18 protein-coding genes are annotated in these 13,913 nt (G+C 55.9%); all 18 read right to left on the bottom strand.

Annotated elements, in window-relative coordinates:
- Positions 1 to 117: 117 nt before the first annotated feature.
- A complete protein-coding gene (locus ACR0AD_RS08455; protein ID WP_480486776.1) occupies positions 118 to 978 on the bottom strand; it encodes a DNA adenine methylase in 861 nt (286 codons plus the stop codon).
- Positions 971 to 2,344, bottom strand: a complete 1,374-nt coding sequence (locus tag ACR0AD_RS08460) for a hypothetical protein (RefSeq protein WP_480486777.1) — start codon at positions 2,342 to 2,344, stop codon at positions 971 to 973. Before ACR0AD_RS08460 ends, ACR0AD_RS08455 begins: the two co-directional genes overlap by 8 nt.
- A 142-nt stretch (positions 2,345 to 2,486) precedes the next feature.
- A complete protein-coding gene (locus tag ACR0AD_RS08465) occupies positions 2,487 to 2,705 on the bottom strand; it encodes a hypothetical protein (protein WP_480486779.1) in 219 nt (72 codons plus the stop codon).
- 242 nt (positions 2,706 to 2,947) lie between these two features.
- Positions 2,948 to 3,439 (bottom strand): hypothetical protein, encoded by a 492-nt coding sequence (locus ACR0AD_RS08470; RefSeq protein ID WP_480486781.1) that lies wholly within the window; start codon positions 3,437 to 3,439, stop codon positions 2,948 to 2,950.
- Between the two features lie 61 nt (positions 3,440 to 3,500).
- Complete coding sequence (locus tag ACR0AD_RS08475; RefSeq protein WP_480486783.1) at positions 3,501 to 3,926, bottom strand: hypothetical protein; 426 nt, start codon at positions 3,924 to 3,926, stop codon at positions 3,501 to 3,503.
- Positions 3,927 to 4,229: 303 nt separating this feature from the next.
- Positions 4,230 to 6,575: a phage tail tape measure protein gene (locus ACR0AD_RS08480; RefSeq protein WP_480486785.1), complete on the bottom strand. Its 2,346-nt coding sequence runs from the start codon at positions 6,573 to 6,575 to the stop codon at positions 4,230 to 4,232.
- 9 nt (positions 6,576 to 6,584) lie between these two features.
- Complete coding sequence (locus ACR0AD_RS08485) at positions 6,585 to 8,234, bottom strand: terminase large subunit (RefSeq protein ID WP_480486787.1); 1,650 nt, start codon at positions 8,232 to 8,234, stop codon at positions 6,585 to 6,587.
- A gap of 2 nt (positions 8,235 to 8,236) precedes the next feature.
- Positions 8,237 to 8,626, bottom strand: a complete 390-nt coding sequence (locus ACR0AD_RS08490) for a P27 family phage terminase small subunit (RefSeq protein WP_480486789.1) — start codon at positions 8,624 to 8,626, stop codon at positions 8,237 to 8,239.
- Positions 8,623 to 8,943 carry a phage head closure protein gene (locus ACR0AD_RS08495; protein ID WP_480486841.1) on the bottom strand — a complete coding sequence of 107 codons (321 nt, stop codon included), beginning with the start codon at positions 8,941 to 8,943 and terminating at the stop codon, positions 8,623 to 8,625. Before ACR0AD_RS08495 ends, ACR0AD_RS08490 begins: the two co-directional genes overlap by 4 nt.
- Before the next feature lie 2 nt (positions 8,944 to 8,945).
- On the bottom strand, positions 8,946 to 9,362 hold the full coding sequence (locus ACR0AD_RS08500; protein WP_480486790.1) for a DUF3168 domain-containing protein: 417 nt from the start codon (positions 9,360 to 9,362) through the stop codon (positions 8,946 to 8,948).
- Positions 9,359 to 9,790 carry an HK97-gp10 family putative phage morphogenesis protein gene (locus ACR0AD_RS08505; RefSeq protein WP_480486792.1) on the bottom strand — a complete coding sequence of 144 codons (432 nt, stop codon included), beginning with the start codon at positions 9,788 to 9,790 and terminating at the stop codon, positions 9,359 to 9,361. Before ACR0AD_RS08505 ends, ACR0AD_RS08500 begins: the two co-directional genes overlap by 4 nt.
- Positions 9,780 to 10,076, bottom strand: coding sequence for a head-tail connector protein (locus ACR0AD_RS08510; protein ID WP_480486794.1), 297 nt, complete (start codon positions 10,074 to 10,076; stop codon positions 9,780 to 9,782). The genes ACR0AD_RS08505 and ACR0AD_RS08510 overlap by 11 nt, the downstream gene beginning before the upstream one ends.
- The gene (locus tag ACR0AD_RS08515; protein ID WP_480486796.1) at positions 10,076 to 10,663 is read right to left on the bottom strand and encodes a hypothetical protein; all 588 of its coding nucleotides are present in this window, start codon (positions 10,661 to 10,663) and stop codon (positions 10,076 to 10,078) included. Before ACR0AD_RS08515 ends, ACR0AD_RS08510 begins: the two co-directional genes overlap by 1 nt.
- Positions 10,660 to 11,004, bottom strand: coding sequence for an HNH endonuclease signature motif containing protein (locus ACR0AD_RS08520; RefSeq protein ID WP_480486798.1), 345 nt, complete (start codon positions 11,002 to 11,004; stop codon positions 10,660 to 10,662). The genes ACR0AD_RS08515 and ACR0AD_RS08520 overlap by 4 nt, the downstream gene beginning before the upstream one ends.
- 3 nt (positions 11,005 to 11,007) lie before the next feature.
- Positions 11,008 to 11,328: a hypothetical protein gene (locus ACR0AD_RS08525; RefSeq protein WP_480486799.1), complete on the bottom strand. Its 321-nt coding sequence runs from the start codon at positions 11,326 to 11,328 to the stop codon at positions 11,008 to 11,010.
- A 24-nt stretch (positions 11,329 to 11,352) separates the two neighbouring features.
- Positions 11,353 to 11,976, bottom strand: coding sequence for a hypothetical protein (locus ACR0AD_RS08530; RefSeq protein WP_480486801.1), 624 nt, complete (start codon positions 11,974 to 11,976; stop codon positions 11,353 to 11,355).
- Between the two features lie 7 nt (positions 11,977 to 11,983).
- Positions 11,984 to 13,531: a phage major capsid protein gene (locus ACR0AD_RS08535; RefSeq protein WP_480486803.1), complete on the bottom strand. Its 1,548-nt coding sequence runs from the start codon at positions 13,529 to 13,531 to the stop codon at positions 11,984 to 11,986.
- Positions 13,528 to 13,905, bottom strand: a complete 378-nt coding sequence (locus tag ACR0AD_RS08540; protein WP_480486805.1) for a gene transfer agent family protein — start codon at positions 13,903 to 13,905, stop codon at positions 13,528 to 13,530. The genes ACR0AD_RS08535 and ACR0AD_RS08540 overlap by 4 nt, the downstream gene beginning before the upstream one ends.
- Positions 13,906 to 13,913: the final 8 nt, after the last annotated feature.

Below are 13,913 nucleotides of genomic sequence, written 5' to 3' on the forward strand. Positions count from 1 at the left end.
TGGTGGGTGATGAGAGACTCGAACTCCCGACGAATCGTTAAAAATCAATTGGTTACGTGGTAGTTTGTAACCGTGTAACCGGCCCCAAAATGGGTCGAATAACGTGGCCTCAACATGTTATGAAACGCGCCGCGCTTCCATTTCTGACGATAGTTCTATTTGCGGTGAAGCAATTAGTAGCTCGGTGGCAGTGCGCTTTGTTTGAACGGAGTAATTCACGTCGAAGCTAAAGCAGTCTTCGCTTTCGTATAGAGAGCGGATTTCAGGCGTGTTGTCGTAAGTTACGATCCATGGTCTTCGCAGTTTGGTAATTTTGCTAGCAAGTTCTGCATGATCATTTGGTCGATAGAAGCTCGTGTATAGGCTGGAACCCTTATTGAAATATGGTGGGTCGATACAGAGCATTGATCTTTGCGGAAGTGTCCTATCCGAGTGGTCGAGAAAGTCGAGTGCATCCATCTGGGTTAGGTGAATTCGCCGTTTGTATTTTGCGATCCGTTTTATTCGTCTTGCCAAGTCTGGACGATTGAAGCGGCAGTCAAGTTTGTAGTTTCCGGTTTGTTTTAGACCACCAATTACACCAGCACCTTTGATAATGCCGGACCTGTTCGTGCGATTTAGGTAGAAGGCCGAAAAGCCTAAGCGCAGCTTGTCCCCGCCATCACCTTCTGCGAAAATGTCGCGTTGGCGTTTCCACTCCTCAATCGTGAGGTCGCACCGCATAACGAGATCAGTCAGCTCATCGGTTCTATTCAGGACTGAGTCCCAAAAGGCCCATACTGCAGGATCAATATCGTTAATATGAATATCCGAGACGATACCCTGAAACAGTAGACCGAGTGCCAAACCACATCCGCCAGCATAGGGTTCCGCATAGGCTGCTCGACTAAGATCATTCTCACGGATGATTTGCGACATCAGTGGAAGCATACTGGTCTTGCCGCCCGGATATCGCAGCGGTGAGAACATTCTACCCATTTTGTTTTATCTCTTTGATGCAGGCAACGATTAGTGGTGTCAGGGTTTTCATGTCGTTTATCAGTTGCCGATAGTCAAACGTTGCACCAACGCTGTGATGTTTGGTGAGATTCCCATTGTTGGCAATGTGCCCTATCGCGGTTGATGGCGCATTAAGTTCTTTACCTTTACCAAGGCCAATTTGGCTCAGTTTCCCTTTACTCAGATAGTCTTTGAACGAAGTTCCTTCATTCTTACCCATCGCAGCGGCAAGACTTTCGAGAAATGACCACGCACCGACAGCGATCAAAGGTGTATGGGTTTCAGCACTTATCTTCGTGATCGAATAATATAGGCTTTGAAGCTTTTCCTCACCAATTTCCTGAAGTCCATCAGCGATCTCTTGTTCGTGCCGAATATACTTAGAGCTGATTGGCTTTGAGCCCGGCCTGCCAGTTGCGTCCTCGCCTGGCCCTTCACGCTCACTACTATCTTGTTTCTCGCCCTGTTCCGCATCGTCCGTTGATGGGGTGTCTTCACTCTCTGTAGCTTCACTCAGAGGGTATGACTCTATGCGATCCTGAGTTACTCCGGGTAGGGCGTTGAGGTCTCTGGAAAACGCGTCAATCTTTGCTTTCAAAGCTTGAGAGCCCAAATTTTTCTCAAACGCTTCTTTCAAAGTTGCGCTCAAAATTATGTCGAACTCTTCCACCGGTCTGGTGATATGTAGTTCTTCGACACCTTTGCTGAGGTCCAAACCGAGCGCTTCGGCAACCAAAACATTTCCGACGAGCCGTGCCATGTGCGAAAAGCTACCTCGGCGTTGTGCAGCCTTCATCAGTTCTTTCTTCTCGGCATAGTCGAACAGTTGTTGCGCTATGATGTTTCTTCTTGAACCGCTAAAACGTGTGCGTTGCTCTGCGTTCCATGGTTTGCGTCCTCTACCTCCCTGAACTCCATCATGAATACGCTGTAGCCAATGTCGCCGCCGTTCCTGATCAAGAATAACAACAACGTCCACGTCGTCGATCGGTGTCCAATCGTCACTAATTTTCTTAATTGCCTCGCGAATTGAGGCTGGTGCCAGATCGGGATCGTGCAGTAATTTGAGCGCGCATACTCTTCTGTTACCTTCAGCGACAACGAAGTTCGTATTTCGCGAGATATCGCCAATCTCAGTCCCTTCGTCCACCGGGTATACAATCAGTCTTTCTGCTGGACTGATACCATACCGGGCGATATCTCGTGCCAGCGCTGCGACGTCTTCGGTGCGGCACAGGTTCTCGATAGCCTCCATCTGGTCATCGACTTCTTCATGTCTAGGGTTGTCAGTAGCTAGGAATAAGCGGTCAACAAAGGCGTTTGTCTTAAATTCTAATTCGCTCATCAATCTTCTCGTTCGAAACTTAGATCTTTCACATTTGGCGAAAAAAAAAGCAATCATTCGCCTATTCGGAGAATGATTGCACAAGCAAATTCATGATCCAAGTGGATTGAGTAGTCAGTAGTGCGTCGGACTGCCGCGTATTCTAACCGGCTTTGTCTATTCCGGCATTGCGCAGCACAGAAACCGGCCAAATATTCCCGATGTCGCTGAGCACCTCAACTATTGCTGATTTAGGGTCGATGCCGCGACGGCCTGTGCATTCTTCGAATTTCTGCTCAGCTAGTTGAGCCAGCTTTTCTTGCAGCGCTTTGTATACGTGATCCGGCAGGTAGACTTCTTGTGTATTGGTATTGGTCTGCACGAAACTATTCCTCTTATGCGTGATTTCGTGCGCTCAGACTCGCATACTTGGAATCTGGGGTTCAAGAGGAAAAACGACCTAAGCTATTGTTTTTATTATAAGTAAGCTCTTACTTACCGCGGAAAATATGAACCCCGCGCCGGTTGACTTAATCGCATTGACGATCCTGCGCGGGGTTCGGAGAAGCGGAACATGTCGAAACCGCATCGTTATAGTATAACAAGATGACGGAGCGCTCAATATCAGAACGCGCCATAATCCGGATTGTCTTCATATTTGCCCGGATCGGGTTGGCGGCTCAGGCGTTCTACAGAGCGTTCAACAAGAGCCGTGGCGATCTGTTCTTCTGTCCAGCCAGCTTTGCGCTTCCGACCAGCCCATACCTTATCGTTCTTTCTGTCCTTTTCGTCTTGGCTGGCATTGCTCCACCTGTCGCGTTGCTTTTCCGCATGCCGCTGTTTGGCATTGGCTTCGCGCTCAGCACGGGTCGCTCCGGGAACCTTCATATACGCCCGGACCTCCCTTCCCTCTTCGTTCAAAATCTTGGCCGCGTATTCATCGCGCTGACCTGCTTTCTGCTTTTCGTATTCAGCGGGGTCACGCTCTGATTTCCAGCGCCGCGCATTGCGTTCCGATTTCAGACGTGCATTTTCGGCGGCAATGTCTTCGCGCTTTTTCTTGATGGTTTCCGTAAGTTTGGTTTGTGCACGTGTGCCGGATTCTGCTATACTCATGTGGTTCCTACTAAGTTTGAGAGGGGTCAGCGTTGCAGCGCTGGCCCTTTCCTATTTTTGATCAGCTAACCAGTAGATCAGCCACATCACGCGCTAGATCACGTGACCATGATTTTGTGACGGAACCGGAAAGAGGAATGGTGAGCTTTACCCCATTTCCTTTGCGTTCGATCATATAGTTGTGCCGCATGTTGGCGACCTTCTGGGCGGGCTTTTGGGGGTCAGCGAATTCGCGAAGCGCGGCAGCCAGATCGGCAGCGCCTTCTTCTGTGAACCGGACCGGCGGATGATCATCGAAACCGATCAAAAGATCTTTGTCGCCACGATGAATGTTCAGACCGTCGATCCCAGCCGGGATAGTGCCAGCCTCAATTTCATCGTTGATGAAACGCGCGATTACTTCGGAGATGGACAACCCGAGTGCGACAGAAATCGCTTTGATTTGTGCGTGGCGCTCAGGAGCTAGTTGGATGGCAGGTTTAGACATAGGGGGCCTTTCGTTTGTGTCGAACCATTCTAACACTTAAGTATTAGAATTGAAAGCGCCAAATTACGCCGCCCCGGAACTTTATTTTAAGGGGTGCGAGAGTGATAGCATGTGGTGGCATGGGGAACTTCCATCCCGGAGGAGGTGAGGTGTGTTCCTGCGAATTTCTTGAACTGTATTATTATCTCTTATTTTTAAAGAAATACTATACAAGCAAGAAATTCGCAGGAACACACCCTTCCGGGGTGGTAAAGAAATTCGCAGGAACCCCGCCCAAGCAGACAAGATTCCGCCATCTCCGGGTCAGCGCACACCTTGCCGCCGGTTGTTGAGAATATTACCGGGCCTTCCCTGTCGCGACAGCTCTTCAACCACAACCCCTCTCATAGTCAGCTCCATCTCCTTCGCCATCCGGGCGGCCAAATCGTCATTTTGCTGCGGCGTCCCAGCTGACCCATTTACCGTGATCGGCGAATTGATAGTGACGTTCGGTGCGGCAGCTGCGCTCACAGACTCAGAGCGCGCCGCTGAGACCGCCTGAACGGGTGCCCGGCCACCCACATACCCGCCAGACGCATACCCCCTCTTAGCGGAGCTGTGCAGCGCTTCTAGGTTGCTGACGCCAATGCGCCGGGTAGCCTCTTTGCTCATGACGTATTCGCCGCGGTGCACAACACCCGCCGGTTCATACTTACCACCATCCCCGGTGTAGCCGCCTTCTGCGAACAAGCCGCCAAGCAAAGTGCCTGCCGGGCCACCAATGATGCCGCCAATGATTGACATGAACAGCTTCTTTGCCGCCATTGCCGCCAAGTCTCTGGCTAGGCCAGCCAGTGCCTCGCGCGCCGTCATGGTGCCCATGACAATCCCGGTGAATGCGTCTGCGGCCTGATTTGTGAAATTAGCACGTGCTGCATCAACTTCGTCAAACTTCTGCGCGGTTTGCTGTGCAGATTGAGCGGCGTCGGCGTATCCACGTGCCAAAGCGCGAACTTCTTCGCGCAGCGCAGGTGTGATTTCCCTGCCGGACTGTTGCGCCGCATGTAGCAATTCCGCTTCGCGCCGTGCCGTGGCAATTGCGACAGCATATTCACCGCCAGCGCTGGCACTTGCGATAAGTGCTGCGGACTCAAGTTCCAGAAGTGTGATTTCAGAACGAAGCGCAGATGTGATGCGTTCGAAGTCGTCACGGCTACCAGCGCCACCGCTCCGGGTTGATGAATTCTCATCCACCAAAGACGGCGCAGGACGGGGTCGCACAGAAGACGTAGGTGCCAGATCAGATACAGGCTGATTGCCTTCTAACCGGCGGCGCTCAACTTCAGCATCACCATTGCCACGCCCAGAGGATGTATAGCCACCGTTGCCGGGCAGCTGTGTTTTCAACAGGGTGGCTTTGCCGATGGCCTTGTCCAGCGCATCACCAATACCGCCGATTGCAGAGATTACACTGGCGAACCGGGCACCGTCGATCTCTGCCAGTTCCTTAGCTACCTCGCGCGCCTCGCCGACAAGTTCCCCGATTTCCGCTTCGAACTCGCTGGCTTCGATCTGTCCATTTTCCAGCGCATCCACCAGCCGCTTCAGGTCGCCCATGATATCAGCCAGGGCGAACCGGGCGTCGGTGTTGTCGATCTCGAAAACACGCACACCGTCCGGGCCGGTCATGCGGTTGATCAGATTGAACAGCTCATCATAGGTGCCGTGCAGGTCGCGCAGATCATCGGCATGGGCGGCGATCTCGGCTTTGTTCGCTTCCAGCCCCTTTGCCAGCTCTTTGCCAAGCACCGCTTCGGCGCGTTCGATATCGCCGAATATGCCTTCAAGGTTCTTCTTGGCGCTCAGGATGCCTGATACACCCTCGGCCATCGACACAGCCAGTTTCTTACCGAACGCGGCAAGCCGGGTGTTCAACTCATCGAATTTGCGGCTAACCTCATCTGCCGACGCAACAACATCGTCATCCAGCACCGCACCAAGCTCATGTGCCCGGTTGATTGTGTTGCGCAGCTCAGCATCGCTTTGCGCCATCAGCTCAACAAAACGTTCGCCGCCTGTGCCGCCGAAAATCTCATCAGCGACACGAATACGGGCGGAACTGTTGAGCCGCCGGGACCGCTCAAGGATTTCAAGCATCAGCTCAGACGGCTTTTCCAGCTTTTGCTGTAGCTGTTCTGCGCTGTAACCAAGGCGCTCGAACATTTCCGCTCCACCGCCTTTGCCTGTTTCGATGAACTCATCGGCGCGCAGATTCAGCTCTTTGAAAGAGTCGATCATCGCATCGATTTCGATCCGGTTCTGCTGCGCCACAAAGCGCCATTCCTGATGCTCTTTGAGAGACAACCCGGCGCGCTTAGCCTCATCGCCAAGTTTCGCTACGCCCTTGGCGGTGTCATTGATTGCCCTGAGCGTTGACGTGGATGCGATACCGGCAGCAAGCGGAACAGCCATCCGGGCAAAGCTGGCGGCGACATTCCTGCCCATCTTGGAATAGGTGGCGTCGATCTTGTTAGCGGATTGCTGTGCCCGGCGTTCCATTTGCTGTGCGGCGCGGCGCTGGGTGCGGTTCGCACGCTGCAAGCCCTTTTCAAGTTTGTCGATCCGGGCTTCGATAGGGACAATCAGGCCCGGCAGTGTTGCGTCATTCATGGCTCTACCTCAGAAAGTGAATATCTCGGCGTCTTCGCCGGTGTATCGGGATTTGTTGGATTCACCCGCCAGCGCCCGGTGCACAGCCATTGCAGCGGCAACGGCACCGTCTATGCGGTCGGTTTTCTTGCCCTTATGCATGCGCACAAGGCCGGTGGTTTCGTTGCGGCTGGCAACCACGCTGTCGAAGTGGTGCCGCAACACGGGGTGGCCGCTGTGCCGGATCAGGCGGCCATTGACGGCCCGTTCCAAGTCACCAATCGCTACACCCATAGAAAGGGGCGCCTGACGCAGCTCTATCACCGGCAGCCCATCATCATAGAGACGCTGCATGATCTGCCGGGCAAGGTGGGGGTCAAAGGCGATCTGTTGCACGTCATGGCATGCCGCCAGTTCGCGCAGATGATCCTCTACGGCTCCGGGGTCAATGATCGGGCCGGGTGTGACCGTGATCAGACCTTCGTCGCGCCAGCGCTCATAGGGCACCCCATCACGCTCAGAACGCTCTTTCAGGTCTTCGCCGGGAACAAAGAACCACGGCTTGATGGTAATCTGTCCATCACCATGCAGCCAAGCGGCCACAACCGCGGCTGTATCGCCGTTCTTCGCCATGTCCACGCCAACCCAGCAGGGCAGCGTTGCAAGGTCGGTCTCATCATCATCGAACTGCCGGGCATCATAGGTCGACATACTGAACAGAGGGTCGCGACTATTCCCGTGCCAGATATTCAGGTTGTATTGCTGAAAACTGTAGCGCTCTGCCGGGTGATCTTTTGCTTCTTTCGCCAGTGAGCGCAAACCGGACAGGCTGGGAAAGCCGTGTTTCAGGCCGGGGTTTACCCGGTGCCATACGTCTTCGTCCTGCCAATCATCATCGGGCTCAGCGGCAAAGATGATCGGTAAGAACTCTGGGTTGTTGATCTCACCCAGCGCGACACGCCGGGCATAGTCATACTGTTCGGCAGCAAGTGTTTCGTGGCCGCGCCCTGCCGTGGTAGCTATGACCAGCAAGCTATCGTCGGTCTTCGCCAGACCTGATTTCAGGGCTTCCCACAGATCCCGCCCTTTCCATGCGTGTATCTCATCGGCCAGCACAAAAGCCGGGGTGGTGCCGTGCTGTGCGCGGCCATCGCTGGATACTGCGCGCAACCGGGCGCGGCTTTTCAAGTCTGTGACCTGTTTCGCGCCAAACGTCGCATCATGGATTTTTGTTGCGGCGATAAGGCGATTATCTTCCCGGATAATGTCAGCAGCTTCCCGAAAGCCGATACTGGCCTGATCCCGATCGCAGGCGGCAAAGATCACCTGTCCGGAAGGCACCTTTTCCGGGCCGATCACATGCAGCAAGGATAGGGCGGCGGCCAAGCTCGTTTTCCGGTTGCCACGGGGCAGCATCAGAAACACCGTTTTGACGATCCGGCGGCCATCAGCGTGGCGCGGCCCATAGATGCGCCGAACGATACGTTCCTGAAACGGTGCAAGCTGAAATGCTCGGGGGTGTCGGTTGACGTTTGCGGCCTTGGGTGCCCGGTTCTCATTCACGGCTGCCGGGTGGCGCAACCGTCTCAAGAACGTGACCGCCCGTTCACCATGTCCAAGAGGATCGGCGATCAAGCTGCCGTCATCAATCCACGCCGGGTATGTGCTGGCCGTGCTCATGGTCACACTGCCAGTGGGTTGTCGGCGTCATCGTCATCCGACTGCACAGCGCCAATCCGTGCGCGACTGGTCGGAGTCAGGCCGTATTCGGCGGCAAGCTGGCGTGCTGCCTGCATGTAGCGGATTTGCAGCCCGCCCAATTTCAGATCGGGCAGGGCACCGGCGCTCATCGTGTCAGCGATCAATCTGGATGCACCAACGGCAACACAGTAAGCCTCAACGCCAGCCAGATCGGCCTTAGTGATGACACGCCGGGCGATGAGCTGCGGCATGACACGCCGCCATTCAGCCTTGGCATGTGCAGCCAGGTATTTCGGCACAGGTGGGGCTTTGGTCAGTGCATCGGCATCAGGGGAAAGGGGCGGTTTCACACCGCGTGAATGCACACTCATGCGGCCACCTCGGAACAGCGCAGCTCAAGGCCGCGTTTGCGGCCCAGCTCGGCAATCTCGTCAATGTCATAGGCAGCGCCGTCGAAGGTCACGCGGTCAGCCGGGGTGATCCCGCTCAGATATCGGATACGGAATACCGCGCCGCCAGCATCACCTTCACCAAACCCGGTCAGATATTCTTCGGCGCTGAGCTGCATCAGCTCTGCCCGGACAGTCGCAATTGGTGTCCATGTCTTCGACACGGCACCAGACGCCGCCACCGTCTCGGTTTCGCGCTCAACGGTAATCTGCTTATCAAGTTTGCCTGCCCGGATCATGGTCACGGTCTCCACCGGACAACGCCCGACACCGTAGCAACGCCGTGGCAGTATGCTTTCTCGGGGTCAGGGTCGCGCATGTAATTGAAGCTGGGGCGGCCATAGGAGTTGATATCGTTCTCACCCAAAACAGGTGCATCCCACAGCGCATGTGATGCGGCCGCACCAATCTGCCGGGCCATATCCGCGCCGTCTTCAATCGCCCAAACATGCAGGTCCAGCCAAACGCGCGTGAGGCACCAATCACCAGCCCGACCAAGATTGGCGGTGTCAGGGTTCGCCAGAATGATGCAAGGCAGCTTGTCCGGACGCGTCGATCCAGCCCGGATATGGTCGGCGGGCACAAGATTGGTCACTGCCGAACTGGCGATTAGCGCCGCTCTGATTTGCGTCTGAAACTCGATATCGGGCGCGATCATGATTTGCCCTCCGCTGCTTTCTTGATTGCCTGCCCGATGGCGCGGTTGATGCGCCGCTGCGCACGGGGTTTCGCCAGCCGGGCACCCGGGCGCATGAACGGCTGTGCTTCTTGTTTGACCGTGCCGAATTCCTGCAAGTGGCCATGCCGCACGTTTTCATTGCCGACAGTGACAAGCGCCTGATTAGGACCAGCGGTGCGTCTGCCGCCACCTTCTGCATAGGCCGGGGTGGTTTCGCCCGGTGCGGTGACAGTGATGGACGCTTTCAGGTCACCTTCATCGACAGGCACAAGGGCGCGCATGTTCGCGGCCATTTCTTCTGCACCTTTGATAAGTGCAGGGCGCAACGCCTCAACCACCTCTTTCGGGATGGCCTTCAGACGGGCTTCCAGTCGCTTCGATTGATCTGTCAGGCTGTTACGGGGCATAGCCTGTCACCGGGTTCTTGTAAGGGGAAAGCAATTCCCGGACACCAAAGGGCACCGGGGCGGTGGTCATACCGAATGACGCGGCCTCGCGCTGCTCATACCAATAGGCGGCCAGCTGCAAAGCCGCCTCAGTCAGGGGCGCTTCACCGGCCACAAACGGCGTCCCGGTGTAATGGCCGATCCACGTTTCAGCGGCGTCCAGCTTGTGCGCCAGCAGGGCGTCATCAAGGTCATGATCAAGGTTGAGCTGCGATTTCAGCAACGCAACAGGTGTCAGTGCGGCCATCAGCTCGCCTCTCTTTCTGAAAAAGTTATTTTCGGTGTGTCTTGTGCGGAGGTCCCCACGCCGGTCCCCTCAGACCCTCTAAAGTTCGAGACCACCCCCGGTCTGTTGAACGAGCGGTTGCGTCTGCCAATGGGTTGCGTCAGGGCACGCTCAATAGACCATCCTTGGTTGAGCCTTGCTCCAATGTTCGTTACTGGAACGCCGGTTCGCTTCGACCATTGGGCAATGGTGTGTGTCTGCCCATCATGTGTGATGCGCCGGTCAACGATCTTGGTTACCTTGCGCGTCTTCCGTGCCGGGACAGTTGATAGCTTCGCAATGTGCGGTTTGGTTGCGCCTACCAGTTCCTCAGGTGAGGGTGCTGCCGCGATCTTGGCGCGCATACGTTCCATCACGGCAAAGGTATCCATGTCAGCACATGCACAGACGGTGCTCAGGTCTGTGCTGGGTGTGGTCAGGTAGTGGCGTGCTCTGTTGATGGCGGCGATTGCTTCTTTCGGGGTCTTACCTTTGACACCGTTCAGTGCGTCATCAACGGCGCGCAGTAAGACTTCCTGCCATAGTGTTTTTTCAGGGTTGTAGCTCATGAGCTGCGCTCCTGCCGTTGCTTGTGGCGACTGTGACAAGACGTGCAGAGCGGCTGCCAGTTTGAGTGATCCCAGAACAGGCGCATGTCGCCACGATGAGCGATGATGTGATCTACAAGCGTGGCCTTGGCTCCACAGCCGGGCCATGCACAGCGATCATTGATCTTCAGGAACGCATCGCGCGCCGCGCGCCATTTGCTGCCATATCCGCGCGAAGATGCAGACGGGCGGCGCGCATCATGGCGTTTGTTCCGGGCACGGGTGCGCGCAACCTGACAGGTGCAGCGCTCACCATGCGGAACGATATTGCCACATGTGCAGATATGAGGCGGGCGCGGCATCGATCACCAGAAGATTTGGATATCAGGCGACGTGCCAATCGCAGGCGTGTCCAAGTAAAGCGCTTCGACGCTCTTAACCCGGAACCGCCACATACTAGCCAATAACCCGGTTGCGATGGTCAGCCTGAAGTCGAATTCTTCATCATTCAGGAAGGTGAGCCGATATGTTCCGTAGTGCGGAAACACGATCCCCAGCGGGATAGTCGGCAGATCGACCTTTGCCGTTGCGCCTTTGTTGTCCAGTGTGGGGCCAAGGGACACTTTCCGGGTGTTCGACAAGGTGTCCTGAACGGGACTGGAGTAGCCCTTGTAAGGGTTAATCATTGGTATCTCCAAAGTGGTTGTGCATCAGATCGTTTGCCCTATGCGTAAGCCGCTGAGCGCGCGCAGCCGTTCCAACCCGGCACGGTCAAAGTCAGGATCAAAGCCGTTCTCGACGTTCTCTTGACGCTGTTCGTCGGTGGGTTCGTTTTGGTCTTCTTCAGGTGCGCCATGGATAGCCATGAGCTTGCTCATGTGGGCTTCAAAGGCGTCGGTGATGTCCTGCGGGGTGGCATTCCATGCTGCTTCAGGCTGCCAGCCCATCCAGCCGGTTGCGTAACCATAGAGCTGCTTGAACAGATCAGACCAAGGCAGCGGCGTGGTGCTTTGGGTCTGTTTGTCGGTCTCTGACGATTGCAGGGTCAGTGCTTTATAGAATTCAAACAGGGGCACGTAGGCAGCGTTATAGAACCCGGACAGGGGTTGAGCCGCCGCATAACCAAACAGGGCGTCAGTGTCCGTCTTACCGGCTCCTGCGGTGATGACGTGCCAGACAGTGAGCGTGTCGAATTCTTCCAGCTTGCGCAGCAACTCGGGAAAGCCACCGTGCAGCCGTTCAAGGTAAATGGCAGCCCGCAAAGACGGGCGCAGGAACACGGTGTAACCACCGTATTCCAGAGCGATTGCGTCATATGCGAGCTGCGGTTTCATGATTGGCTTACGGTGCCATCTTCAGCTTGCGGAACGCGGCAGGCATGACCACACCGGCACCAGTCCGGCGGCGCGCGTGGTAGCGAACCAGACCGTTGATGCGCTGCGTGTAAGGGTCACTCAGAACAGCAAGCGACAGGCGGTCATAGATGCGATAGCCGCGCTTGAAGTCGCCGAAGATGATCGGTTCTGCGTCTGCACCGATATCCGGCATATCAACAGCTTCAACCACCGGCTGGCCCAAGATACGTTCCGGTTCGCCCTTTTCGTATGACTTTTGCCAGAGGTAGTTGCCCTGCCCATCTTTCAGGGTGCGGATAGCTGCCAGCGTCTGCGCGTTCATCACCCAGACGCCTTTGTTCCGGTAGGTGGCCGGCAGGGCATACATCAGGGCGATCAGCTCATCAGGCGAGACTGCCGAAGTGCTGGTCGATACTGTGTCGGCAATGTTGGCGTCAGCCATGAACCCGGCAGGCTCAAGGGCGGTGTTGCCATTGACGTAGGCCAAGTTCTCTTTCTGCGCAAAGTCCTCAGCCAGAGCCAAGTTTACTTCGCTCAGAACGTTGTCGCTGTCTTCGGCAAGCTGCAACGAGATATCAACGTAGGTCGCGATCTCGTTGATTGCGATTTTGGACTGGCCAAAGGCAGGCTGGCTGCCTGTCCGGGCGGTGGTTTCGTCAACCCAGACGGCATTCGTGACGCCGGTTCGCTTAGGCAGAATGACGCTGCCGCGCTGGGTGGTGCGGACATCTGCGATAGACCGCACGGGGCTGAACTCGACCAGATTGCGGATGAATTCAGACTGCACGTCTTCCGGTGCCAGAACGTGGTCGGACGTGTCGCTTGCGGTGGTCAGCGCTTTCTTTTCACCGGTTGCCAGATAGGCCGCGAAGGCTTTGACTTCTTCGCCGCCCATAACGGGGTTGGCCGGGCTGGTGATCTGAGGCCGGTTGCCTTTGGCTTCCAGTTTGTCCAGGCGGGCAATGACCTTGTCGAGTGCCTTGGTGTCGATCTGGGGCACCTGCGGCGTATCGTTGGCCGGGGCTGCGGCCTTCTGCTCTGTCTCGATTTCTTCTTTTTCCAACTTGGGGGTCTCCATAGAGGGGGTCAGGGGGTCATCCGATTTGATGGACGTGATCTGTGCGCCCGGATGACACGGGACGGCGACAACAGAGATTTCATGCAGGGCGGCTGCGGTGATGGTGCGGCCCTTAGCGTGGCGTTTGTGCTGTTTGGTGACAAAGCCGATGGACAGACCGGATACGGCCTTGGTGCGGATCATGGCGCGCACTTCACGGGCACGCTCAACGTCATCCACCAGCAGGCGGCCTTTGACGGTCAAGCCTTCGTCTGTTTCGGTGATCTGGTCCCATACGCCGATGACTTGCGCCTGATCGTGCGCAAACAGCATCGGCAGGCTTTCAGGGGATGTGAGCGCGCCCTTTTCGATCACATCTCCAACCCGGTCAGCAGAGCCAAACGGCCATGCAATCCCGGTGATCTCGCCTGCGTCGGTTACTGACAGGGCGGCTTTGACTTCGATGCGATCAGTCATGCGGCAGCCTCATTCAGGGCTGCCGACAGGTCGCCGGTTTGTGCTGCATCGGGGGTGTCAGGTTTTTCAGTGACAGTGCCGGACCAACGCGCATCCAGAATATCCAGTGCGACGGGAAGCACTTCTACAAAGGGTCGGTTCCGGGCGTAGGTGTCTGTGAGCTGTGCGGCACGTTCGGGATTGGTGCCACCACCGATCAGACCAAGCCGGATGATCTCAACCAGATCAGCGACATTAAACTGACGACTGATCACACGAGAATAGAGCGCACCGATTCCCAGACCAGCAAGGCGCTCAAGCTCAGTGATCATCTCATCGGTCAGGGCGAACGTGTATTCGCCATCGCCGAAAAAAGCGGTGTGGGTCAGGTTCATTTGATCTT

This window comes from Ruegeria sp. BH8, assembly GCF_056538065.1.

What these genes read in the sequence shown, in the direction of transcription:
- ACR0AD_RS08455 (WP_480486776.1), bottom strand. Translation starts at nt 978, where the DNA reads ATGGGTAGAATGTTCTCACCGCTGCGATATCCGGGCGGCAAGACCAGT.
- ACR0AD_RS08460 (WP_480486777.1), bottom strand. Translation starts at nt 2,344, where the DNA reads ATGAGCGAATTAGAATTTAAGACAAACGCCTTTGTTGACCGCTTATTC.
- ACR0AD_RS08470 (WP_480486781.1), bottom strand. Translation starts at nt 3,439, where the DNA reads ATGAGTATAGCAGAATCCGGCACACGTGCACAAACCAAACTTACGGAA.
- ACR0AD_RS08475 (WP_480486783.1), bottom strand. Translation starts at nt 3,926, where the DNA reads ATGTCTAAACCTGCCATCCAACTAGCTCCTGAGCGCCACGCACAAATC.
- ACR0AD_RS08480 (WP_480486785.1), bottom strand. Translation starts at nt 6,575, where the DNA reads ATGAATGACGCAACACTGCCGGGCCTGATTGTCCCTATCGAAGCCCGG.
- ACR0AD_RS08485 (WP_480486787.1), bottom strand. Translation starts at nt 8,234, where the DNA reads ATGAGCACGGCCAGCACATACCCGGCGTGGATTGATGACGGCAGCTTG.
- ACR0AD_RS08490 (WP_480486789.1), bottom strand. Translation starts at nt 8,626, where the DNA reads ATGAGTGTGCATTCACGCGGTGTGAAACCGCCCCTTTCCCCTGATGCC.
- ACR0AD_RS08495 (WP_480486841.1), bottom strand. Translation starts at nt 8,943, where the DNA reads ATGATCCGGGCAGGCAAACTTGATAAGCAGATTACCGTTGAGCGCGAA.
- ACR0AD_RS08500 (WP_480486790.1), bottom strand. Translation starts at nt 9,362, where the DNA reads ATGATCGCGCCCGATATCGAGTTTCAGACGCAAATCAGAGCGGCGCTA.
- ACR0AD_RS08505 (WP_480486792.1), bottom strand. Translation starts at nt 9,790, where the DNA reads ATGCCCCGTAACAGCCTGACAGATCAATCGAAGCGACTGGAAGCCCGT.
- ACR0AD_RS08510 (WP_480486794.1), bottom strand. Translation starts at nt 10,076, where the DNA reads ATGGCCGCACTGACACCTGTTGCGTTGCTGAAATCGCAGCTCAACCTT.
- ACR0AD_RS08515 (WP_480486796.1), bottom strand. Translation starts at nt 10,663, where the DNA reads ATGAGCTACAACCCTGAAAAAACACTATGGCAGGAAGTCTTACTGCGC.
- ACR0AD_RS08520 (WP_480486798.1), bottom strand. Translation starts at nt 11,004, where the DNA reads ATGCCGCGCCCGCCTCATATCTGCACATGTGGCAATATCGTTCCGCAT.
- ACR0AD_RS08525 (WP_480486799.1), bottom strand. Translation starts at nt 11,328, where the DNA reads ATGATTAACCCTTACAAGGGCTACTCCAGTCCCGTTCAGGACACCTTG.
- ACR0AD_RS08530 (WP_480486801.1), bottom strand. Translation starts at nt 11,976, where the DNA reads ATGAAACCGCAGCTCGCATATGACGCAATCGCTCTGGAATACGGTGGT.
- ACR0AD_RS08535 (WP_480486803.1), bottom strand. Translation starts at nt 13,531, where the DNA reads ATGACTGATCGCATCGAAGTCAAAGCCGCCCTGTCAGTAACCGACGCA.
- ACR0AD_RS08540 (WP_480486805.1), bottom strand. Translation starts at nt 13,905, where the DNA reads ATGAACCTGACCCACACCGCTTTTTTCGGCGATGGCGAATACACGTTC.